At 64.8% G+C, this 23125-nt stretch carries 20 protein-coding genes; 9 read left to right on the top strand and 11 right to left on the bottom strand.

Annotated elements, in window-relative coordinates:
• Positions 1 to 28: 28 nt before the first annotated feature.
• Both HNQ52_RS15955 and HNQ52_RS15950 read right to left on the bottom strand, forming a co-directional pair.
• Positions 29 to 364, bottom strand: coding sequence for a hypothetical protein (locus tag HNQ52_RS15955; protein ID WP_183962182.1), 336 nt, complete (start codon positions 362 to 364; stop codon positions 29 to 31).
• A gap of 28 nt (positions 365 to 392) precedes the next feature.
• Positions 393 to 665: a helix-turn-helix domain-containing protein gene (locus tag HNQ52_RS15950; RefSeq protein WP_183962181.1), complete on the bottom strand. Its 273-nt coding sequence runs from the start codon at positions 663 to 665 to the stop codon at positions 393 to 395.
• 108 nt (positions 666 to 773) lie between these two features.
• On the opposite strand from HNQ52_RS15950, the gene HNQ52_RS15945 reads away from it, so the two are divergent.
• A complete protein-coding gene (locus HNQ52_RS15945) occupies positions 774 to 1397 on the top strand; it encodes a hypothetical protein (RefSeq protein ID WP_183962180.1) in 624 nt (207 codons plus the stop codon).
• A gap of 202 nt (positions 1398 to 1599) precedes the next feature.
• Here the strand turns inward: HNQ52_RS15945 and HNQ52_RS15940 are convergent, their stop codons facing one another.
• The 9 genes from HNQ52_RS15940 to HNQ52_RS15900 all read right to left on the bottom strand — a co-directional run bounded on the left by HNQ52_RS15940 (position 1600) and on the right by HNQ52_RS15900 (position 14209).
• Complete coding sequence (locus HNQ52_RS15940; protein ID WP_183962179.1) at positions 1600 to 3267, bottom strand: hypothetical protein; 1668 nt, start codon at positions 3265 to 3267, stop codon at positions 1600 to 1602.
• A gap of 650 nt (positions 3268 to 3917) precedes the next feature.
• Positions 3918 to 4328 (bottom strand): hypothetical protein, encoded by a 411-nt coding sequence (locus HNQ52_RS15935; RefSeq protein WP_183962178.1) that lies wholly within the window; start codon positions 4326 to 4328, stop codon positions 3918 to 3920.
• Positions 4329 to 4430: 102 nt separating this feature from the next.
• On the bottom strand, positions 4431 to 4970 hold the full coding sequence (locus HNQ52_RS15930; RefSeq protein ID WP_183962177.1) for an anthrone oxygenase family protein: 540 nt from the start codon (positions 4968 to 4970) through the stop codon (positions 4431 to 4433).
• Between the two features lie 297 nt (positions 4971 to 5267).
• Positions 5268 to 5582, bottom strand: a complete 315-nt coding sequence (locus HNQ52_RS15925; RefSeq protein ID WP_183962176.1) for a hypothetical protein — start codon at positions 5580 to 5582, stop codon at positions 5268 to 5270.
• A gap of 197 nt (positions 5583 to 5779) precedes the next feature.
• Positions 5780 to 6289, bottom strand: a complete 510-nt coding sequence (locus HNQ52_RS15920; RefSeq protein WP_183962175.1) for a hypothetical protein — start codon at positions 6287 to 6289, stop codon at positions 5780 to 5782.
• A 555-nt stretch (positions 6290 to 6844) separates the two neighbouring features.
• Positions 6845 to 10024 (bottom strand): anti-phage protein, encoded by a 3180-nt coding sequence (locus tag HNQ52_RS15915; protein ID WP_183962174.1) that lies wholly within the window; start codon positions 10022 to 10024, stop codon positions 6845 to 6847.
• Positions 9949 to 10815, bottom strand: coding sequence for a TSCPD domain-containing protein (locus HNQ52_RS15910; protein ID WP_183962173.1), 867 nt, complete (start codon positions 10813 to 10815; stop codon positions 9949 to 9951). The genes HNQ52_RS15915 and HNQ52_RS15910 overlap by 76 nt, the downstream gene beginning before the upstream one ends.
• 449 nt (positions 10816 to 11264) lie before the next feature.
• Complete coding sequence (locus HNQ52_RS15905; RefSeq protein WP_246387901.1) at positions 11265 to 11861, bottom strand: hypothetical protein; 597 nt, start codon at positions 11859 to 11861, stop codon at positions 11265 to 11267.
• 200 nt (positions 11862 to 12061) lie between these two features.
• Positions 12062 to 14209, bottom strand: a complete 2148-nt coding sequence (locus HNQ52_RS15900) for an adenosylcobalamin-dependent ribonucleoside-diphosphate reductase (RefSeq protein WP_183962172.1) — start codon at positions 14207 to 14209, stop codon at positions 12062 to 12064.
• Between the two features lie 1192 nt (positions 14210 to 15401).
• On the opposite strand from HNQ52_RS15900, the gene HNQ52_RS15895 reads away from it, so the two are divergent.
• The 8 genes from HNQ52_RS15895 to HNQ52_RS15860 all read left to right on the top strand — a co-directional run bounded on the left by HNQ52_RS15895 (position 15402) and on the right by HNQ52_RS15860 (position 23086).
• The gene (locus tag HNQ52_RS15895) at positions 15402 to 16829 is read left to right on the top strand and encodes a Do family serine endopeptidase (RefSeq protein ID WP_183962171.1); all 1428 of its coding nucleotides are present in this window, start codon (positions 15402 to 15404) and stop codon (positions 16827 to 16829) included.
• A 242-nt stretch (positions 16830 to 17071) separates the two neighbouring features.
• On the top strand, positions 17072 to 17467 hold the full coding sequence (locus HNQ52_RS15890; RefSeq protein ID WP_246387888.1) for a hypothetical protein: 396 nt from the start codon (positions 17072 to 17074) through the stop codon (positions 17465 to 17467).
• A 14-nt stretch (positions 17468 to 17481) separates the two neighbouring features.
• Entirely contained in the window at positions 17482 to 17997 is a 516-nt protein-coding gene (locus HNQ52_RS15885; protein ID WP_183962170.1) for a phage holin family protein, read from the top strand.
• Positions 17994 to 18338: a hypothetical protein gene (locus HNQ52_RS15880; RefSeq protein ID WP_183962169.1), complete on the top strand. Its 345-nt coding sequence runs from the start codon at positions 17994 to 17996 to the stop codon at positions 18336 to 18338. Before HNQ52_RS15885 ends, HNQ52_RS15880 begins: the two co-directional genes overlap by 4 nt.
• Positions 18339 to 18344: 6 nt before the next feature.
• Entirely contained in the window at positions 18345 to 19505 is a 1161-nt protein-coding gene (locus HNQ52_RS15875; RefSeq protein ID WP_183962168.1) for an AI-2E family transporter, read from the top strand.
• Between the two features lie 12 nt (positions 19506 to 19517).
• Positions 19518 to 20261, top strand: coding sequence for an HAD family hydrolase (locus HNQ52_RS15870; protein ID WP_425486511.1), 744 nt, complete (start codon positions 19518 to 19520; stop codon positions 20259 to 20261).
• Entirely contained in the window at positions 20258 to 21655 is a 1398-nt protein-coding gene (locus HNQ52_RS15865; protein WP_183962167.1) for a leucyl aminopeptidase family protein, read from the top strand. Before HNQ52_RS15870 ends, HNQ52_RS15865 begins: the two co-directional genes overlap by 4 nt.
• Positions 21656 to 21841: 186 nt before the next feature.
• A complete protein-coding gene (locus HNQ52_RS15860) occupies positions 21842 to 23086 on the top strand; it encodes an efflux RND transporter periplasmic adaptor subunit (RefSeq protein ID WP_183962166.1) in 1245 nt (414 codons plus the stop codon).
• The last annotated feature ends 39 nt before the right edge of the window (positions 23087 to 23125 follow it).

Below are 23125 nucleotides of genomic sequence, written 5' to 3'. Positions count from 1 at the left end.
CAACTCGACCCTGACCCGGGTTCCGTTTCTACGACAGTGAAAACTCGTCGTGATCGAAGGCATATCGCCACCACGGGAGGACGAGGTACCGCACGATGTGGACCCGGCCATGCGCCGTCGCGGGTGACACGGCCGTCGCTTCGACCACGAACGGACCGAGCACGAGCGACGACACCTCGTCCTCGCGCAAGTCCACGCGGTCTCCGAGCAGATTCGCGCCGACGATTTCGCCGCGTTTCGCGAGCAGTGCATACAAATCCTTCTTGCATGCGTCGAGAGACAGGATGGAAGTTGCGTAGCCGGTCGCGACAAGAAGGCACGTGACTGTCGCAGCCGCCAGCAGCGCTTTTGTCGAGCGCGTCATCGTCATCCGTCCCTGTGCGACGACGGCATCAGCGACGACGCTTGCCCGCGGGTGCGGGAACACCTCGCTGCGTCATGAACTGCTTGAACGCGCTGACGGGATCGACGTTCATCGCCTCGCAGATGTCGATGAATTCGAGCACGTCGATGCGGCGCTCGCCGCGTTCGATCTTCGAGACGAAGGTCTGCGTGTTATCCAGCGCATGGCCGAGGTCGACCTGCGTCATGCCCTGCCCCACGCGCAGGTCGCGCAGCAGCTGGAGGAGGGTCTGGTAGTCGTCGCGATGGATCGAACGTGGCATCGGCTTGCCCGGTGGATGCCGTCACGCTAGAGTCCGATTTCGAATAGTCCCAAATCGGCTTTTCCGGGCGCACGGGATGTGCGCGGGTGTTCGCTTCAAGGATGAGCGATGCAGACACGGCGGGCGTCGTGGATCGTGGTCGCGATGGCGTGGGCCTGCGCGGGCGAGGCTGGCGCGGACGCGATCCGCTGTGACAGCTGCCGGCAGGCGACCATGCGCGCCGTGGCGCGGGAAGCGGGCGTGGGCACGCATCATGTCTACAGCCTTGCGGAACGGAAGGTGCGCAGCTACGAGGTGGTGTCATTCGGCGACATCACCGAAGCGCGCGCAGTGCCGACACCGCGCGAGATCTCGCGCAGCGTGGATGGGCTCTGGGAAATCCTCGTGGTGTCGGACGGCACGATGAGGATGACGATCAACGTTCCTTACGAAACGCTGGGCTTGCTGCCCCCTGGAGCACGCGATCTGGGCAGCTGTCGAAACGTAGCGAACGCGTGCGAAGCGCTGCTACTCGCGAGGCTCGCGGCCGGGAACATTCCGACAGCATCGATGGGCGTCAACGCGCTTCTCGACCAAGCCCAATCACTGGTGGGGCTGCGGGAAGGCGTAAGGCTGGTCTGGCATGTATCGATCGGCGAGCAATCGCTAGGCAGCTACTTACAGGAGCTTGGCGCGGAAGGCAGCGATGTGATGCAGACGGGAAATTCTTACCTGCGCACTGAAATGCAGTGAAATGTCACTCTGACCCGGGTTGTGGCAGACGGTGCTCGGCCTTCGCTGACATCGGATTCTTCAGGGACGACTCGATAAAGGTGGGGGAAACCTCAGACTCTGACCCGGGTTTTAGTCCGATACGCCCCCGCGATGCACCAGCGTGCAAGTCAACGCGTGCCGCGGTTGTGCCGCGGTCAGGCGAGACGCATGTGCGTGGCACTCACTCCGGGCCGTCGCGCAGCGCATCGTCGGACAGCCAAACGCCCGACGGCGCAGCTGTGCACACGCCATCCACGCGCGGCGGGCGCGAGCAGACGAGTTCGAGTTTCGCGTTGAGATTGGTGATCGGCCTGAATTTGTCGGGGCCGATGCCGGTGATGGACGTGCGGAAGAAACCCTTGTCCGCACCGATGCGATCCAGCGCCGCCTGGGCGGCCGTCGCGCTGGACGAATACGCCTCCATGCGGATCGTGCCGCCGTCGAGCACCGCGTCGTGCAGCGTCACGTCCGGGCCGAGCAGCGCTTCGAGATACTCGATCACCTGCAGCTCGCTGTAGTTGCCATTGCGACGCGGATCGCCGGCAGGGCACACACTGCGATCGCCCGGCTTGTCGCAGGGAAAATACATCTGCGCCGCGAAGGGCCGGCCATCTTTGCTGGTCGTTGCGCGGGCGCGCACGTCGATGTGGGTGAATTCGCCAGACGCCCTCAGCGCACGCTGGATCGCGTCAACGGCGGCATCGTCCGTGGCGAGGCCTTCCAGACGGCCCTCGCCGTTGCGGTACAGCGTGACGTCGGTGATACGCGTGCCCGCCGGCACGTAGCGCGACACCACGGCGACGAGGTGGTCGCGCGCGTCGCGCTTGAGGCCGGCCATCGCAGCGGCGGCGGTGGGCAGGTTCGTGTCGGCTGCCGGAAAGCGCGGCGTCGGGCCGAGCCGCTTGCGCACCTCCTCGCGCAGCGTGCGCGCGGCCTGCCGCGTGGCCTCCGTGATCGGATGCGGGTCGACGCGACTGGCCGGCACCTCCAGTCGCTCCAGCGGGCCGTCGATCTCGATCCGATAGCCCTCGGCCAGGCGGCCCGGCGCGCGCGCCGGCTGGTAGTAACTGGCCTCCGTGCCTTCGCGGATGCGGATCGACCATGTGGTGCCCGTGGTGGTGGTCGACACGCCGACGTGGTTGGCGTCGAATTCGTGCAGATACATGGCGCTGCTGCCGTTCGAACTCTGCGCACCGATATGGTCGACGCGGCCGGTGCCGCCGATGCGCACGCCCGCGTTGACGGCAATCGAGAGCAGGCCGATGTCGACCTGCTCGAACCACAGTTGTGGCCTGGCAAACGGGTTGACGGCGATCCGCAACCACGGCTGGCGCACGCGATCGACGAGCACGGCGAGGTTGTCACCCGACAGCAGCAGGTAGTGGGCGCTGGCGAGCTGCACGGTGAAGCAGGCGGCATCGGGGTCGACGCTGCGCGGTGCGCGGTCGGCCCAGGCGGTGGAGACGCCGCAGCTGCCGACGCCAGCGCAGGCCTGCGCCGGATCGGGTGCGAGCGTCACGTTGCGCGGGATGGGTGTTTCGTCCGGATCGTTGTCGAGCACGCGGGAGCCTTCGACGACGTAGACACGTTGCGTGCCGGGAAAGACGCGGTTCTCGTTGCCCGAGACGATGCGCACGGCGCAGTCATTCGCGCGGATGTGGAGGAAACGCAGGTTGCCGAGCTGGCCTGCGTCCGGCGCCCACGGGCGGTCGACGGACTGGCGGATGCGATCGGTCTGGGTCTGGTAGAGCTGCGGTGAGTTCGGCAGCAGGCTGGGTTCGGCGAAGACGGATGCGGTGACGAGCATCGCGGCGAGGAAGAGCGCGATGCGAGCGATGAGGCGGGGCATGCGGAGGCCGTTGGGTGCGTGCGCTGACAACATGATGCGGCGATGCGGGCGTCGTGCGCGAGGGGTGGCATGCCCTGGTCGCTGCGCACTGCCGCATGTGACAAAGCGGAGGGGTCAGGTTGATCCAAATAATGCTGCTGAATGTGCCGAATGAACCTGACCCTTTCGCGCCGAAACCTCACTCTGACCGCAGTTTTTGTATCCCCAGCGATCGGCTTTGGACACGACGTTAGGGCTCGCCGTACAAGGGTTGGCCGCAATTGACGCAGGGAGGAGATTGTTCTCTCCGGTACAAGAACGTTCCCGTGATGAAGCTTGCATGGAAGCGCTTCCCGCAACGGGGGCAGCGGAACATGGCGAGCCCGAATGCTGAAGCCACGAGAGCCAAGCCGAATGGCGCGGCGTAGAAGCTTGCGTATGGCTTGGCGAATTCGAGTGCGCGCGAATCGATCCCCACGATCAAGACAGCGCTGATCGCGAATCCTACATGCGGCAGTCGCCTCCAGATCCGATGCAGCCTCCATGCTCGCGAGTATGCATCCATGAGGTCTAACACCTTGGTTGAGCCACGCCGAAGGGAAACGGGGACCGTTCGCTTGCCAGCGCCGGAGAGCGGTCCGACCCCGATACTCGATTGACCCGGCTTTTTTTTAAAGGAGATCCATGAGGTCGGGTGGCGGAGGTGGTGGCGGGTTCTTTTCCAAGCTCTGTCTGTGCCAGGCCTCCAAATGGTCGCACCAAGATTCGGGTCCGTGACACATGATCCTGTAAAAGTCAGCGATCTCTCCTTCCACGAGGCCCGTGCGGCTGCGAATGATGGCGCGCCTGGCTCCGCCTGGCTCCTCAAGCAGCAGCCATGTGTGAATCTTCTCATCGTCAAAGTAGGCGGTTATGCCATCTGCAGCGGACTCGCCTTCGAATCGCTCCGCCAAGTATTCCTTTCCGCGGTCGACATCCTCAAAGGGAAACGGTGCATCATCTCGCACCGGATTCCCTGATCCGCCCGCGTGAACTGAGGTGGGCAAGAACACGATCAGGGCAACAATTTTGCTGAAGCGCATCGAATTCTCCTCCCTGTCAAGCCGCGTCTGCATCAATTACGCAGCCATTATTCACTCTGTCACAGCATTCGGCTCGAATCGATGGCATCCAGATCAACGTCTTCATTCCGGCAAAGTTGAACTGACCCCGATTTCGTTTTGATGCAACGCCGTACCGAGCGAGATTGCCCGCACGGACGCGACGAATCCGAGCGCGATCAGGCACACGCGGAACCAGTCCCACGCATACCAGCGGGCGGTGAGCGCCGTCGCTTCGGCGACGCTCGCCGTGAGCTTGCCGGTCGCAATGTCGTACTGCTGGTTGATCATGGGCCAGAACACGGTTGGGGTGATTGCCCAGATGGCCACGAAGGACAACGTTCCGATCCACAGCCACACCCGCATCGGTCGCGAATGCCCCCAGCCCGCAATCAGCGCGCCGACGATGCTCACCGCCATCACGATGGACAGCGGCTGGAAGAAGGCGCCCGGATTCAACGGATAGGCCGGTCCGTACGGCAGGAGCGCGAACGACGCCGGCGGCGAAGCGCCCCATGCACCAGCCACCACCAGCAGATCGAAGAGCTTGGCGCCCAGGCCAACGCCCCACGACAGCGTTGCGATCCACAGCAGCCACGTGAAGGCAAACATTCTCAAGGCCATGGCAGTCTCCATGCGGGGGCGGTCGTCGACGAGAGGCGCAAGGTAACCCATCTGAACGCAGCGTCCACGCGGATGTTGCGTCGCAGGAAATGCGCCTCCCAACTGCGACGGCATGTGCCGGGAACGGGTTCGGGTCCACTTTCGAGCACCGCCGCGCGGACCTGCCCCCGTTTCCGAGGGGATCAGGTTGATCCAAAACTGCCTCTGGATGCAAAACCGGGGTCAGAGTGGAATTCTGGCTGGTCGCCGAAACTGAAATTCGACTCTAAACCCGGTTTCGGTTTTGGCTGTGAAATGTCACTCTGACCCGGGTTTTGACCCGGGTTTTCTTCGCGCCGTGCTCAAAAACCTTACTCTGACCCGGGTTTTCGGATTTTGGAGAGGCTGACGGTCAATAAATCTTACTCTGACCCCAGTTTCGTCCGGCTTGTCCGAGATGAAGAACGCGAGGAACGCCGCCTTGTCCTTCTTGAGGATCGACAGGCGGTAGGCCTCCACGACCTCACGCAGTGCCGCCACGTCGTCGGGGGCGCTCCTGGCGGCGAGCACAGGTTGCGGATTGGCAGACAGCACAAGGATGGATACGAGTGCGAGCGTTTTCAGAAGTGCCATGTCGAGTCTCCTTGAATCTTCGGCGGACGTTGCACGAGCGCGGCGAAAGGTTAGATGCGCGCTTTCCTGCTGTGAAAACCTACACTGACTCGCGTTCTGCAAATAGTTGTCGAAAAATTACGGGATAAACTTACTCTGACCCGGGCTTTGGACGTGGGTTTTGCTCAGACCCGGGTTTTGGTCTTCAATCCCGAAGTCTACGTCCGACGAATCCGCGATGCCGCCGCGACTGCAATGAGAACGATCATCCCCAACAGCCAGGATGTGCCCGACGCCGGGATGACCGCCGGGGTCGGCACTGGGATCGAAGGCGCGATCGTGACTTCGCCCGACGCGATGGGAAAGGAATTCGCCGGACCGCCTTGCTCGTTGTACCCACGCAATTCCACTTGGTAGATTCCGGAATTCAGCGGCCCTATGCGCCATCGATAGGATGGCGCATAGGGCTGACCGCCGAGGCAGAGTTGCGAGGCATAGAGTGCGGTGACGCGAATCGCATTCCCCACCACTTCCACCGTCCTATTCGATGGAGTGTCTGCTGCGAAAATGTCTCCGCAGGATTCGAGGGTATAGACCAGGTCAAACTGCTGGTGGGCGCGTGGCTCCGCCGGATCGGTGGACAGTAAATCGGGAGTGGGAATCCCGGCCCGGACGCTCGACGCCACCGCGAGCAGCATTACTGGGAGAAAAATTCCAAAGCGGTTCACTCGAATCCATCCTTAAACCCGACGGGGTCAGGTTGATTTAAATACTGCTGCTGAATTAACCCGCACCCTTCGCGTCGGAACCGTTCTTCCCACGCGAAGAGCGGCTAACTCAAAAATAATCGCACTCTGACCCGGGTTTCTCTTGTACATCCTAGGGCTCGACACTTCGGACAAGCGCAGATTTATTTCACTCTGACCCGGGTTTTCGACTCTAAACCCGGTTTCGGTTTTGGCTGTGAAATGTCACTCTGACCCGGGTTTTGACCCGGGTTTTCTTCGCGCCGTGCTCAAAAACCTTACTCTGACCCGGGTTTTCGGATTTTGGAGAGGCTGACGGTCAATAAATCTTACTCTGACCCCAGTTTCGGGCAGGTCAGCTATGCAACAAAAGCCCAACGCATTGAATTTAATTTGTACTCATGAACCAAAAACCGAGATCAGAAGTGAACCCTTGCTAGTAAACTTAGTTCGATTCTCGCCCGAGTTCTGTTACTCTGACCCGGGTTCTTGGCGAAATGCCACTCTGACCCGGGTTTTCTGACCCGGGTTTTCTCGTTAACCACGATAAGACAACCCTTCTAAGCCCTTCCGCCCATGCGGAATGTATCGAATCTCCAGCCCAAGCAGGTCGCAGTACTTGCGCTTGATCGAAGGCTCCGGTGGAGATAGGTAGAATCGGCGCTTGACTAACTCACGCACCACAATACGGGGCAGCACCTCCCCTTCTTTAGTCTCATGCAAGAATTTGTCTACGGCCGCAACGGGAAAATCCTTATCGGCGAGGATGGATGCACCAAGCCAAAAAAGACCCTCCGTAACTCCTTTTTTCAATTGGCGCATCTCATTAACTAATGGTCTAAGTTCAGTAGAACCTACTGCCGACGAAACTCGCGCAACTGACGCGAGAGTTAGCTGAGAGATCAGCATAGCAAGCAATCTGTTCGCGAGCTGGCGAGCTCGCTCCGGGTCCATCGCAAGCACCTCCTCGAGCGCACCAGACATTTGGTGAGCAATTTCAGCTCCGTGGTTGTCTACAAGCTCAAATATTAGTTTCATGAGCCTACGGGCGAGCCGACTGCAAGCAGTCACCGCCTTCTTTTTAAGCTCACCATCTAGATTACCCGCACGGCTACGAATCACTTGACCAAGAATCTGAATGGTCTTGAACGCCGCGCTCACGTTGCCAGGATCATCCGTAAACTGTTCTGATGCCCCCCCCCGCCCTCGATCGAACTCGTCTGCACGTTGTGCCAAGTGGTCGCTGACGTCGGAGGGCCGACCGTCGAAGAGTACGCTTCTTTCAGCAACTGTGCGGAATCTTGCAAGCAGCTTTGATCCCTCGGAGATCTCCGCCTCGTCGAGCCCTTCGAAAATTGTGTCAGCGTGCTTACAAACACGCTCGATCACGCCCTCGTCGTGTCCCAAATGTGCTAGGAATGTCAGAACATTTGCACTTCGCTCAGTGTGAATGTAGGACACCAGTTCGTCTAGGACGCCGCCGCCGTCGCCGCGCTTTCTATCCGAGCTAATACTTAAGGCTAGGAAATAGAAGTAGTAATAATTATGGCGAAATCGAACAGCACCGCCATACACTAACAAAATCTGCGCGCCTGTGACCTCCTTTGTGAACAAGTCGAAGTCAATATGTACTTTTCGACCCGAGAGAAATTCATCAAAAAAATCGCGAAACTCTTCAGAAGAGAGAGATTCGCCTGGCTCCTTCGAGAGTTTTCTCGCAAGAGCGGAAAGAACCGCAAAAACGATCTCAATCTTGAAGCTTTTGACCCGATCGTCAACAGTTCGAGTTATTAGCTCTTCAAAAAGGTAGCCGTGACTTCCGTTAGCAACTATCGAGTTTGCATCTGAGGCCAACTCGAGCTGCTGCAATATCAGCAATACATAAACCGGGTATCTCGGAATTATATTTCGCGAGAACACTTCATCGACAAATTTTTTCAATTGCCGACAGCGCGCTTCGAGCTTGGACTCTGAGTATGAACCTCCGTCACCCAATGCAACCCATCGTCGAATTATTTCTGATCGAAGCTTGTGGCTCGTCGGAGGAATCTCAAACAGTTCTGCATCTCGCCACACATTGGAGCGCCCGCTTGACAAGTCCTCTACGATGCCGGCAACCGCCGAAAATTCGCCAGTAAATCCAATAATCCGACTGTGGTGATTCCGCAGCCTTTCCAGGACGCGAGATAGACCGTCGTGACCGCCGGGTAACTGATGGATGTTGTCGAGCAACGCAACTCGCTTCGAGGGAATCGCTTGTTCCACTTTCTCGCGACAGTCCTCCGGAAATTGTTCTGCAATGCAAGTATTGATCCAAGCCGTTATCTCTCCGTGGAAACTGCTCGGCAGCTTGCCCGCATCGAGATATAAAGGAACCTCACCGCGCCGCAAAATATCTCGCGTCAAATATTTTGCCAGCGACGTTTTGCCTGCCTGCTCGACTGCTGAGATTAGCGCAGTTTCACACCTAGATAACCTCAAGAGCACGTCAGTGCGATCCACGATATCCTCTACGGTCGCACCCCCACCAGACTGCATCGCGGACCGCAAATCTGGCAGGACATAAAGATCATCTAGTTTAAGCTGGCGGCTGACTTTTCCGTGCTTGAACGGAATTCCGGGGTCGTTTAGAAATTCTTCGAAGGATTTGGAGAACCTAAGCTGTCCGTTCTTTCGAGCCGAATTCCCAATTGGTAGCTCTACGCCGCTGCGCGGAACTCTGGAATAATATTCACCCTTCCAAGAGAAATCGCTCGAACGAGCCATTTTTTGTTTGAGATCTAGACAATGAACAGAAAAACCTTCGTCTATTGCATTCGCTTCGTGGAACGCGGGCCCAAAGATCATCAACAGTTGCGCGTCGACCTCACGCCGCACCCTCTCTACCGACTCACGTTGATGCTCGTGCCCCAAAAATACACCATCAAAATGCTCATCCAGCCAGCGAAGCAGTGCTCGTTGATTCCAAGGCTCAAACCAGTTTGGCGGATGATGCATTACAGCGAATGCTACTCCACTCTCGGACGGGGGTTCCAGTTGAGGCACCGGCAAGACCATCTTCCCTGGCTGCTCATCCAAACTCGATGCCCAAGCGGAGTTTATTATGTCGATAGTTATCGAGGCGTTCTCTCCAACTTGCAAGGTGCAACGACTTTGGAGTGACGAAATGCGCGTCATTGACAACGAGGCGCGCTCGGAATAGGTGCGGAAGGCGTCTTGCACAGACACCAGCTCTTCTGCAATGTCGGGATCAAAATGAGTCTGGGAGCTCGCAGCTAGTTGTAGGGCTGCTCTGACGCTTTTCGGCTGCTGCGAAAAGTCGCAGTCGTGGTTGCCTGGCGTCAAAATGACTCCGCGAAAGTCTAGATTCCGTCTTGCGAGCTCTCCACGAAACTCGTTAACGAAATTTTCGAATATTTCGTATTGGGCTGCTGTTCCCGAATATGCGATGTCTCCGCCCACCAAGAGAACGACGGGGACTTGGGCTTCTAAAGCGGAATGAACTGCGCCTGCGACGAGTCGTCCGCGAAGCGCATCAAAATCCTGTCCCTTCACGTGTATATCTGTAAGAAATACAAAGGCGACAGATGCGTCAAATGTATCCGCATTCCCGTCATTCAATCTTGTTACCCCGCGCTCGGTTATCCGCACTTCGAATACCCACACGACAAACACGTCGCGCAGCCATCCATGATGATCGACGCCTTCGTACTGCACTTGCTGCACATCGTCGCGCCCGGCGGGTAGCTGCCGGCGGATTCGGTGTCGGCGGGGGACGAGGCCGAGGAAGACGAAGCGGAGGTGCTGCCCCCTCCCCAGCCCTCACCCGCTGTCGCAGGAGAGGGAGTGAGAGCGGCGGCAGGGATCGCGGGTGCGGTCGGGGACGCGGCCGGGGCGCTTACATCAGAGTTTTTTTTTGCGCGCGCGTCGTACGCGGCGCGCTTCTCGGCAATCAGGCGCTTCTGCTCGTCGGAGAGTTCATCGCCGACGATCATGCCGATCTGTTTGAGGTGGTCTTCGACCACGGCGCCGATCTCGGCCACGATGCTGGGCATGTAGATGCCGCCGGCCTTGAAGTAGCCGCCGCGCGGGTCGAAGACGGCTTTCAGTTCTTCCACGAGGAAGGTGACGTCGCCGCCCTTGCGGAAGACGGCGCTCATGATGCGCGTGATGGCCACCACCCACTGGAAGTGGTCCATGTTCTTGGAATTGATGAAGATCTCGAAGGGGCGGCGCGATTCGTATTCGGTGCCCTGGTTGAGGACGATGTCGTTGATGGTGACGTAGAGGGCGTGTTCGACCAGGGGGCTCTTGATCTTGTAGGTGCTGCCGATGAGCACTTCCGGGCGCTCGACGCGCTCGTGCATCTGGATGACTTCGGCGGTGGGCAGGTCGAGGGTGTCGCTGTGAGCGGGGGTCTTGACCTGCAGGGCGGCGGTGGCGGCGGCGTTGTCGTCGGGTTTGGCGACGGTATAGGCCTTGATTTTCTTGTTGATCTTGATGGTCATGAGGGGGCTCGGTGGTGGGGCGCGCGGGGCGCGGCCGGGGGGTGGGTTCGGGGTGTGGTGGTGGTGGCGGGTGTGGGGTGGGAACGTCGCTGGGTCCCGGCGTTCGCCGGGACGACGGTGAGGGTGGGTGGCGGGCGCGCGGGCTGACGGGTGGGTTGTCGGGTCGCTGCGGGGTTCGCCGGGTGGTGCGGTGGGGCTGGGATGCGGGGGGCTGGGGTGCGGAGGCTGTGGTGCGGGGGCTGTGGTGCGGTGGTGGTTGGGTGCGGGGTGCGCTGGTGGTCGTTGCGCGATGGTGCTGCGGCGGTAGTCGGGGTGCGGTGGCGGTGGTGGTGGCGTGTTGCGGTGGCGGTGTTCGGCGGCGGGGCTGACTCCTTGCTGCCGGTGGGGTGCGGGTTCTCTCACCGCCGGCGGTGGACCCTCTCCCGCGCGGACGCGGGAGAGGGTGCGGCTCAGCGTTTTGCGGACGTCTTTGCGGCCTTTTTCGCGGGCGATTTGCGGGCGGGTGCCTTTTTCGCGGGCGACTTGCGGGCCGTGGTCTTCTTCGCTGCGGATTTCTTCGCGGCGATTTTCTTCGTGGCATTCTTCGCCGCGGACTTCACGGCCTTTTTTGCTGCCGTGGTCTTGCGTGCGACCTTCTTGGTGGCCTTCTTCACGGCCTTCCTGGCGGGCGCTTTCTTTGCGGCGGCCTTCTTGGCCGGCGACTTCTTCGCCGCAGCCTTCTTGGCGGCCGGTTTCTTCTTGGCCGGGCCCTTGCGTGCGGCGGTGACGCGTTTCTTGGCGTCGCCGACGGCGCGGGTGACGGCCTTCTTGGCGTTGTCGGCGGTCTTGGCGATGGATTTCTTTGCCGCGGCCGCCTTCTTCTTCACCGCGGTGGCGGCGTTTTCGACGGCCGCTTTCGCGCCCGCAGCCACTTCCTGCGCTTTCTCCGAGACGCTTTCCATGGCGTTGGAAAGTGTCGCGCTTACACCGTTGCCATTGCTCATCGTGAAGCCCTCCTCGTCGGTTGATTGCGTGGTGAATCTGCGCTTTGGACTGCGTGTGCGCAAGAGGCTGGGGGCTTCGTGCGCGGGTGGTGTTGGGTCGGTGTGGTGCGTTGCCGGTGGCGTTACGACCGAGGCGGTGGAGCACCCCCTCCTGCCTGCCGGCATCCTCCCCCGCTTCGCGGGAGAGGAATGTTTCGGTGTGGGGTGTGCGGTGCGCGGGTGGCGGGGTTTCGTTCGGTGGGCGAACGATGACCGCCGCGGGGTCAGAACTTGCCGTAGTAGCCCTCTTTCAATGCGTCGAAGAGGTTGGCGGCGGTGTGGAGTTCGCCGTCGTATTCGATTTCCTCGTTGCCGCGGGCTTCCACCACGCTGCCGTCCTCGAGTTCGAAACGGTAGGTGGTGTTTTCCAGGTCCGATTCCTTCACCAGCACGCCCTGGAAGGCGGCGGGGTTGAAGCGGAAGGTGGTGCAGCCCTTGAGTCCCTGTTTGTGGGCGTAGAGGTAGATGTCCTTGAAATCTTCGTACGGGTAGTCCGTCGGGACGTTGGCGGTCTTGCTGATGGACGAGTCCACCCACTTCTGCGCGGCGGCCTGGATGTCGACGTGGGCTTTCGGGGTGATGTCGTCGGCGGCGACGAAGTAATCCGGCAGCTTCGTCGCGGCATCGGTGGAGAACGGCATGGCGTCGGGGTTGACGAGGGTGCGGTAGGCGAGCAGCTCGTAGCTGTAGACCTCCACCTTCTCTTTCGACTTCTTGCCTTCGCGGATGACGTTGCGGCTGTAGTGGTGCGCGAAGCTCGGTTCGATGCCGTTGCTGGCGTTGTTGGCGAGCGACAGCGAGATGGTGCCGGTGGGCGCGATCGAGCTGTGGTGGGTGAAGCGCGCGCCCACGTCCGCCAGTTCCTCGACGAGATCCGGCGCCACTTCGGCCACGCGCTGCATGTAGCGCGAGTATCTGGTGTGCAGCACGCGGCCGGGAATCTCCTGGCCGAGCGTCCAGCCGTCGGCGGCCATTTCCGGGCGCTTGCGCAGCATTTCGGCGGTGACGGTGAAGACCTCGTCCATGATCGGCGCGGGGCCTTTTTCCTTGGCGAGACTCAGGCCCATTTCCCAGCCGGCGACGGCCATGTCGCGCGCGACGCGTTCGGTGAATTCGCAGCTCTCGGGGCTGCCGTAGGCCATCTTGAGCATGGTGACGGTGGAGCCGAGGCCGAGGAAGCCCATGCCGTGGCGGCGCTTGCGCAGGATTTCGGCGCGCTGCTGTTCGAGCGGCAGGCCGTTCACTTCCACCACGTTGTCGAGCATGCGGGTGAAGACGCGCACCACTTCCTTGTATTCCTCCCAGTCGAAGCGGGCCTGGTCGGTGAAGGCGTCGCGCACGAAGGTGGTGAGGTTGATGGAGCCGAGCAGGCAGGCGCCGTACGGCGGCAGCGGCTGTTCGCCGCAGGGGTTGGTGGCGCGGATGGTTTCGCACCACCAGTTGTTGTTCATCTCGTTGACGCGGTCGATGAGGATGAAGCCCGGCTCGGCGTAGTCGTACGTCGAGACCATGATCATGTCCCACAGGTGGCGGGCGCGGATGTGGCTGTAGATCTTGCAGGCGACGAGGCCGTCGTCGCGGGTGACGTAGTTTTTCGACGTGGGCCATTCGCGCCAGACGATCTGTTTCGGGTCGGCGAGGTCGACGTCGTCCTGCTCCTTCACGTTCACGGGAAAGACGAGCGGCCAGTCGGTGTCGTTCTCGACCGCTTCGATGAAGCCGTCGGTGATGAGCAGGGAGAGGTTGAACTGGCGCAGGCGGCCGTCCTCGCGCTTGGCGCGGATGAATTCCTTCACGTCCGGGTGCGCGACTTCGAAGGTGCCCATCTGCGCGCCGCGGCGGCCGCCGGCGCTGCTGACGGTGAAGCACATCTTGTCGTAGATATCCATGAAGGACATCGGGCCGGAGGTGTACGCGCCGGCGCCGGAGACGTACGCGCCGCGCGGGCGCAGCGTGCTGAATTCGTAGCCGATGCCGCAGCCGGCCTTGAGCGTGAGGCCGGCTTCGTGGACCTTTTCCAGGATTCCGTCCATCGAGTCCTCGATGGTGCCCGAGACGGTGCAGTTGATGGTGCTGGTCTTGGGCTTGTGCGCCTGGGCGCCGGCGTTGGACGTGATGCGGCCGGCGGGGATCGCACCGCGGCGCAGGGCCCAGAGGAAGCGTTCGTACCAGTATTTCTGCGTTTCGGGCGTGGGCTCGGCGTCGGCGAGTGCGCGCGCGACGCGCTGGTAGGTGTGGTCGATGCTGAGGTCGACGGGCTCGTTCTTCTTGGTCTTGAGCCGGTATTTCTTGTCCCAGATGTCCCACGAGGCGGGCTGCATCGGGATGGCGGCGGGGTCGGCCTTGACGGCTTCGAGACGGACGGTGCTCATCGGTGGTGCTTCCTCCATCGCACCGCCGCGTGCACGCGCGGCAGTGCCTTGTTGTGGTGACGCTGTTTTTATGGCGGACGGCGCGGCGCGGGCCGGGCCGTCACGGGGCCGTACCGCGGCGGGCGCGGACGGCAGCGGGGTCGGGTGTGGATGCAGGTCCAGTGGTCATGGTCGGTCGACGAACGGTCACGACGCGGGCTCCCCTCGGAACGCTGTGCACTGGGCGTTTTCCCCGGAACGCACCCCATGTGTGGGGTTCGTCCCCGGACTGTCACACAAGATGTTGTGCAGTCGCGGAGGGCCAAACTACGCCTCGCCGGGGAGGGTGTCAACGCCTTGCGCGGGGTTTTTCGACGCGCTAGCGGAGGGCGGCCGGGGCGGTTGCAAAGGGCGGGTTGCGGGGGTTCGCGGTCGGGCGGATGGCGGTGTCCGGGCGCGCGATTCGGGCGGAATGCACAGCGCTGCCGGGCGATCGCGCAGGGCCGATCAGCGAGGCCATCCGTTACCACGACGCCTATCGAGGGACCTCCTCTCCCGCGCAGCTGGGGAGGATGCCGGCAGGCAGGAGGGGGCGGGCCGTCGGCATGACTTGTCGACGCGGCCCCCCTTCCGCCTGCCGGCACCTTCCCCCGCTGCGCGGGAGAAGGGAGCTCCGGTTGGCGGTGTCGTGGCGTGGGGCGCCGGCAACCTGCGAATGTTGTCGGTACCGCACTTTATCGCCCACGACGCCCACCGAAGAAACTCCTCTCCCGCGCAGCGGGGGAGGATGCCGGCAGGTAGGAGGGGGCTCCGGTTGGCGGTGTCGTGGACGTAAGGCGCCGGCAACCTCCGAATGTTGCCGGTACCGCACTTTTCGCCCACGACACCCACCGAAGAAACCCCTCTCCCGCGCAGCGGGGGAGAGTGAGGCTGGTTACCACCAGCCGAACGGCAGGCAGGAGGGGGCGCTGTCGGGACGCTTTCGAAACGGCCCCCTTCCGCCTGCCGGCCCCTTCCCCCGCTGCGCGGGAGAAGGGGCTCCGGTTGGCGGTGTCGTGGACGTGAGGCGCCGGCAGCCTGCGAATGTTGTCGGTACCGCACTTTTCGCCCGCGTTGCGGTCTTCCACGCGGTTCGGGCGATGCGGATCGCCATTGCGTCGCCAGCCCGGCAACCCTAGATGCCAAGGCATCGCTTTCCACCGAGGACCCTTCCATGCGCCGAGTGTTGCTGCCCCTTGCCCTGATCGCCGCCGCGTTCGCCGGCGGCTACGCGGCCCAGCGCGTGCTGCCGGTCGCCACGCAGGACGCGATGCTCGCGCACGCCCTGCCCGCCGCGCGCGCCGCGCTGCCCGCCCAGGTGGACGGCACGCCGTTGCCGTCGCTGGCGCCGATGCTGGAGCGGGTGACGCCGGCGGTGGTGAACATCCACAGCAAGACGACCGTGCGGGTGCGCAATCCGTACGCCAACGATCCGCTGTTCCAGTATTTCTTCGGGCTGCCGAACGCGCCGCAGGAACGCATCAAGCAGTCGCTCGGCTCGGGCGTGATCATCGACGCGCAGGCCGGGCTCGTGTTGACGAATTACCACGTGATCGAGGATGCCGACGACATCCAGGTGACGCTCGCCGACGGCCGCACGCTGACCGCCGAGGTGGTGGGTGCGGACGAGGACACGGACGTGGGCCTGATCCGGCTGCCTGCGCAGGATCTGCAGGCGGTGCCGCTCGCGAACGGCGACGCGCTGCGCGTGGGCGATTTCGTGGTGGCGGTGGGCAATCCGTTCGGGCTCGGGCAGACGGTGACGTCGGGCATCGTGTCGGCGCTGGGCCGCAGCGGGCTGCCGGGGCTGGGCTACCAGAATTTCATCCAGACCGACGCCAGCATCAATCCGGGCAACAGCGGCGGCGCGCTGGTCAACCTGCGCGGCGAGCTCGTGGGCATCAACACGGCCATCTTCAATCCGGGCGGCAGCGGCGCGGGCAATATCGGCATCGGGTTCGCGATTCCGGTGGAGCTGGCGCGCGACGTGGTGCGGCAGCTGCAGGACTACGGCGAGGTGCGGCGCGGTTCGCTGGGCGTGGAGACGCAGGAGATCACGCCGGAAATCGCGCAGGCGCTTGCGCTTGCGACGCGCCGCGGCGCGGTGGTGACGCGGGTGCAGAGCGGGTCGCCGGCTGCCGCCGCAGGGCTGCGCGCGGGCGACGTGATCACCGCGATCGATGGCCGGCCGGTGGCCTCGCGCCTGGACCTGCACAACGCCGAGGGCCTGCTGCCGGTCGGCAAGGCGATCCGCATCGACGTGCTGCGCGAGGGCAAGGCCACCAGCGTCTCGGCGGCGCTCAAGGCGCGGCCGAAAGACCTGCCCGGCGAAACGCTCGATCCGCGCCTGGCCGGCGCCACGTTCTCCGAGCTGCCCGAGCGCTACCGCAGCCAGGGCGTGGCGGGCGTGCTGGTGTCGGAGGTCAAGCGCGGCAGCCGTGCGGCGGCGAACGGGCTGCGCGCCGGCGATCTGATTTCGGGCGTGAACCAGGGCGAGTTCGCGGATCTGGCCGGCATGCAGGCGGCGTTCGCGCGCAAGCCCACGCAGTTGCTGCTGACACTGACGCGCGGCCGCGGTTCGTATTTCGTGCCGATCGAGTAAGCGCACGCGCCCGGCACGAAGCGCGCAGATTGCAGGGCGGCGTGCGGGCGCGGCATGCGCCGTGCACAGTGAATCGCGGTTCATCGCTGCGTGGTACGGTGCCTGCGTTGGTGTTGCGGGGGACTGCGCGGGGACACCGCGCCGGCACGGTGCCGCAGGGCTGGATGCCACGGTTGGTCGTTCGCGACACGCATCATCCCGTCCGTTGCGGACGGGCGCCGCCATCCGAACCGGAGACCATCATGGCAAGACAGGACAAGATCGCGGGTTCCGACCCGCTCGACACGGCCGCCTCCGCGGTCGGCCATCTGTACGAAGCCAAGGAGCGCCTCAAGGACGCAGCCGTCGCCGCCACCGATGCGGTGCGCAGCGCGGCGTCGAGCGCAGCGAGCGCGGCGCGCGAGGATTTCTCGCACGGTCGCGAGCAGGTGCGCGAGCCGTTGTCCGACGCCGCCGCCGCCGGCCGCACCGCGGCCTACGAGGCGCGCGACGCCGCGGCCGCCGAATTCGACGTGCTGGTCAACAAGGGCAAGGATCTGCTCGGCAGCGCCGAAGGCATGATCCGCCAGCATCCCGTGGCCGCGTTCGGTGCCGCATTCGCCGTGGGCTGGCTGATCGCCAAGCTTTCGCGGCGCTGATGTCGGGCGGCGCGATGCCGCCTGACGCCGGTCGGCGCGACGGACCGCAGTCCGGTCCGTCGGGCGCGGCCCATGGTCCGGGGGACAACGGGGAACGCAACGGGGGTGCAGCGGCGCCGCCGATCGACGAGGCCGCGCGCCGCATCGCGGCCGAAGGTGCGGCGCTCGCGGGCGAAGCCTGGTCCACGTTGAAGGCGTTCCGCGCGCTGATGGTGGCGGATCTTGCGCTGTCGCGCAGCGCGGCCGGCCGCGTGCTGGTGCTGGGTGCCGTCGGCACGGCGCTCGGCGCCTCGGCGTGGCTGTTCGGCATGGGATTGCTGGTGGTGATCCTGCGCGCGGTCGGCCTGCCGTGGTGGGGCGCGATCGCCATTCCCACCGCGATCTCCGCACTCGGTGCCGGGCTGTGCGCCTGGTTCGGACTGCGCGCCTTCGAGCTGACCCGCTTCCAGGCCACGCGCCGGCAACTGGCGCGGCTCGGCATCGGCGACGATCCGGACACCGTGGAGCGCGATCCGGAGCACCTGCCTTGAAGCACGAAGCTCTCCGCCGCCGCGTGGTGGCCGCCGAACTGCGCGTGGCCACGCAGATCGACACGGTGCGCGCCGGCGCGCGCGCGCTGCGTGCCGACACGCGTGCCGCGGTGACGCCGCTGCGCATCGTGACGGGCGGCTTCCTCGGCGGCTTCGCGATCGGGCTCGCGGCGCCGATGAGCCAGGTGGCGCGGCTCGCGAACGTGCCGAAGCTGCTGCAGTTGGCGACCGGGATCGTCGGTTTCGTCAACGCGCTGCGCGTGCAGCAGGCGGCCGAAGCCACCGAAGCAGCCGCGGACGAGGTCGGCGAAGCCTCCCAACGCATCGACGAAACCCTATGATGCGCCATGCCCGACACGCCACCCGTTGACACGCTGACCGCGCCGCAGCCGGGGGCGCCGGCCGCCCCCGTGGCGACGCCCGAACCGCCGCCGTCGACGACGCAGGAGCTGTCGCCCCGGCCGTTCGCACGCAGCCGCAGCGCGATCGTGTTCATCGCCGTGCTGCTGGCGCTGGCCACCTGCTACGTGGCGCGCGATCTGATCGTGCCGGTGCTGATCTCGGTGTTCCTCGCGCTGTGCGGCAATCCGATCGTGGCGCGGCTCAATCGCATGCTGGTGCCGCGCTGGGTCGGTTCGCTCGCGGTGGTGAGCGGCGGCCTGGCGGCGGCGCTCTTCCTCGGCAGCATGATGCTCACCCCGGCCGCCGACTGGCTGCGCGAGGCGCCGAGCGAACTGCGCCAGCACATCCCGAAACTGCGCGCGCTGGCCAAGCCCCTGCAGGATGCGACCCGCGCCACCGAATCGCTGCAGCACATCGCCGACGACGCGCCGCAGCAACCGGCCGTGCGCGTGCTGGAGCGGCCCGGCTCGGGCATGCTCGAACTGGTGACGGGCGCGCCGCGCGCGCTCGGCACGGTGCTGGCGGTGACGATCCTGTGGTTCTTCTTCATGGTCTACGCCGAGGATCTGCTGCGGCGCTTCGTGACCGTGGTGCCGGGCTGGCGACGCAAACGCGTCACCGTCGACATCCTGCGCGCGATCCAGCTCGACATCTCGCGCTACGTGCTCACCGTGAGCGTGATCAACACCTGCCTGGGCATCGCCACCGGGCTCGCGCTGTGGGGCATCGGCCTGCCGTGGCAGGACGCGCTGCTGTGGGGCGCGGTCTGCGGGCTGTTCAATTTCGCCCCCTACATCGGACCGCTGCTGGCCGCGGTGGCGCTTTGCGTGGTGGGACTGGTGCAGTTCGACACCATCGGCGAAGCGTTGCTGGCGCCGGGCGCGTTCCTGTTCCTGCATCTGATCGAAGGCCAGATCGTGACGCCGCTGATCCTCGGCCGGCGCATGGCGATCTCGCCGGTGATCCTGCTGCTGTGGCTGTTCCTGTGGGGCTGGATGTGGAGCATTGCCGGCCTGCTGCTGGCGGTACCGATGCTGGTGTGCTTCAAGATCTACTGCAGCCGGGTGGAATCGCTGCGCAGCTGGGCCCTGATGATGGAGCCGTAGTGGTATGGTTGCGTGCTGTCTTCCGCCGCCGTGACCGACGTGCCGATCCGCGCCCTGACCCTCGATCTCGACGACACGTTGTGGCCCATCTGGCCGGCGATCGAGCGCGCCGAGGCGGCACTGCACGCGTGGCTCGCGCAGCACGCGCCGGCCACCGCGGCACGCTACCCGATGCACGCGATGCGCGAACTGCGCGACCGCATCGCGGCGCAGAATCCCGAGCTCGCGCACGACTTCAGCGCCCAGCGCCGCCTCTGCCTCGACCACGCACTGCGCGAATGCGACGACGACGCGGCCTGCGCGCAAGCCGCGTTCGACGTGTTCTACGCCGCGCGCAACCAGGTGGATCTGTACGAGGACACGATCGAAGGGCTGACGCGGCTGGCGCAGCGCTTTCCGCTCGCGGCGCTGACCAACGGCAATGCGGACCTGCGCGTGATCGGATTGCAGCAGCATTTCGTGTTCCAGCTCGGCGCACGCGAACACGGTGCGGCCAAGCCCGATCCGGGCATCTTCCACGCCGCCTGCGCGCGCCTGCAGTGCACGCCCGACGAGGTGCTGCACATCGGCGACGACCCGGAGCTCGACGTGCTCGGCGCGCACCGCGCCGGCCTGCGCACGGTGTGGATCAACCGCCGCGACGAACCCTGGCCGCATCCGGAGCAGCCGGACTTCATCGCCCCCGACCTGCACGCGCTGGCCGATTGGCTCGATGCGCTGCAACCGCCCGCCGCTTCGGACCGATCGACCCCATGAGCACGATGAACTGTTTCAGCGCCCCCGACGCCGCCGTCCGCAGCACGCCGATCGTGGCGTTGCGCGCCGGCGACTTGGCCGCCTACCTGGCCACGGCCGCGGACACCACGCGGGCCTGGGTCGGCGCCGCCGGGTTTCTCGCCGCGCCGGCGACGGCATTGCTGGTGCCCGGCGCGGACGGACATCCGGCACTGGCACTGGCCGGCATCGGCGACGCGGACGATCCGCTCGCGCTGGCGCATCTTCCGCTGGCGCTGCCCGAGGGCGTCTACCGGCTGTCGGACGACGCCGGCAGCGCGATCGATCCGTCGCTCGCGCTGCTGGGCTGGGGCCTGGGCGCCTACCAGTTCGACCGTTACCGCAAGCCCGCGCGCGCGCCCGCACGCCTGGCACTCGATGCGCAGGCGGCGTCGCTCGCCGATGCCTACGCGCAGCTCAAGGCCAGCCGCCTGGTGCGCGACCTGGTCAACACGCCGACCGAGGACATGGGGCCCGACCAGCTCGAAGCGGTGGTGCATCGCATCGCCAGCGCGTACGGCGGCACGGTGGAGACCGTCGCCGGCGACGCCCTGCTGCAGCGCAATTTTCCGACCATCCACGCCGTCGGCCGCGCCAGCCACCGCGCGCCGCGCCTGATCGAGCTCACCTGGGGCGACGCAGCGCATTCGCGCCTGGCCATCGTCGGCAAGGGCGTGTGTTTCGACACCGGCGGGCTCGACATCAAGCCCGCCGACGGCATGCGCTGGATGAAGAAGGACATGGGCGGCGCCGCGCATGCGATCGCGCTGGCGCAGCTGGTGATGTCGCGCAAGCTGCCGGTGCGGCTGCAGCTGCTGGTGCCGGCGGTGGAAAACGCCATCGGCCCGAACGCGTTCCGGCCCGGCGAGATCATCGCCACACGCAAGGGCCTGCGCGTGGAGGTGGACAACACCGATGCGGAAGGCAGGCTGGTGCTGTGCGATGCGCTGACGTATGCGGCCGAAGCCGAGCCCGCGCTGATGCTGGACTTCGCCACGCTCACCGGCGCCGCGCGCATCGCGCTCGGCCCCGACCTGCCGGCGCTGTTCTGCAACGACGACGCGCTGCGCGACAGCTTCGCCACGGCCGCACGCGCCGTCCGCGACCCGCTGTGGCCGATGCCGCTGTGGCAGCCATATCACAGCTACCTGCGCAGCCACGTGGCCGATCTTGCCAACTCCGGCCCATCGCGCATGGCCGGTGCGATCACCGCCGCGCTGTATCTGGAGCGCTTCGTGCCGGCGAGCGTGCCGTGGGCGCACGTCGACACCTATTCGTGGAACGACGTGGAGCGTCCGGGCAAACCTGCCGGCGGCGAAGCGCAGTCGCTGCGCGCGGCGTGGGCCATGCTCAGGCAGCGCTTCGGGGTAGCCTGACGGCTCGGCTCCAAAGCGCCACGTCGGGGGCTGATTCATGGACGCGACGCGCCTCTCGATCCGGTCACACATCGCCCGACGGCCTGTCCTGCATCCACACGACTGCTTCGACAAGGTGACAGTCGACACCTTGGCCCGCCGCCATCGCTGGCGCACACTTGCGCCCGCCACGAACGATCTGTGCCGATGAACGACTCCAACCAGCTGCTTAACGAACTTCGCATCAACCGCGGCGCCGCGGCGGCTCCCGCGCCGCGCGCGCGCTGGCCGTGGATCGTGCTCGCGCTGGCGGTGCTGGCGGGCGCCGCCATCGCCTTCGCGCTGCTGCGGCCGCAGCCGGTGTCGGTGCGCACGACGACGGCGCAAGCGATCGAGACCGGCGCCGGCGGCGCACCGGCAGCGGCCTCGGTGCTCGACGCCACCGGTTACGTCACCGCACGCCGCCAGGCAACGGTTTCGGCCAAGATCACCGGCAAAGTTGAAGCGGTGTACATCGAGGAAGGCCAGCGCGTGGAAGCCGGCGAAGTGCTCGCGCGGCTCGAACCCACCGACGCCGACGCGCAGCGCGCCCTCTCCGACGCGCAGCTCGCGGCCGCACGTACGCAGGTGGCGCAGGTGGAAGCGCAGCTCAAGCTCGCCGAAGCCACGCTCACACGCAATCGGGAGCTTGCCGCGCGCAAGCTGGTCGCCGCCTCGCTGCTCGACCAGGCGCAGGCCGAGCGCGATGCGCTGGTGGCGCAGCTCGCCAGCGTGCGGCGCAATGTCGACGTGGCGAGCGAGGCGTTGAAACTGTCGGACATCGGCGTCGACAACACCGTGGTGCGCGCGCCGTTTGCCGGCGTGATCACGGTGAAGGCGGCGCAGCCGGGCGAGATCGTGTCGCCCATGTCGGCCGGCGGCGGCTTCACCCGCACCGGCATCGGCACCGTGGTCGACATGGATTCGCTGGAAGTGCAGGTGGACGTCAACGAAGCCTTCATCGGCCGGGTGAAGCCGAAGCAGGCGGTGGAAGCGGTGCTCAACGCCTACCCGGACTGGAAGATCCCGGCCGAGGTCATCGCCATCGTGCCGACGGCCGACCGCAGCAAGGCGACAGTGAAGGTGCGCATCGCATTCAAGGAAAAGGATCCGCGCATCGTTCCGGAGATGGGCGTGCGGGTGTCGTTCCTGGAGGATGCCAAGCCTCTGGATGCGACAGTTGCGGCTGCGCCGGTGGGCGTGCGCGTCCCGGCCGAGGCCGTGGTGACGCGCGACGGCAAGACGGTGGTGTTCGTGGTGCGCGAGGACATCGCGAAGCTGCGCGAGATCGTCGCAGACGACGCACGCAACGGCCAGCGGCGCGTGACGCGCGGCCTGGGTGTCGGCGAGACGGTGGTGATCGCGCCGCCGGCGGAGCTGGTGGATGGGGGTACGGTGGTGCGGGAAGGTTGAGTGGGTTGCCGGTGCGGGAAGACCCCCTTCCGGCTGCCG

This window comes from Chiayiivirga flava (assembly GCF_014202825.1).
In the GTDB taxonomy this organism is placed as follows: Bacteria; Pseudomonadota; Gammaproteobacteria; order Xanthomonadales; family Xanthomonadaceae; genus Chiayiivirga; species Chiayiivirga flava.
This window is presented reverse-complemented; position numbering and strand designations above follow the sequence as displayed.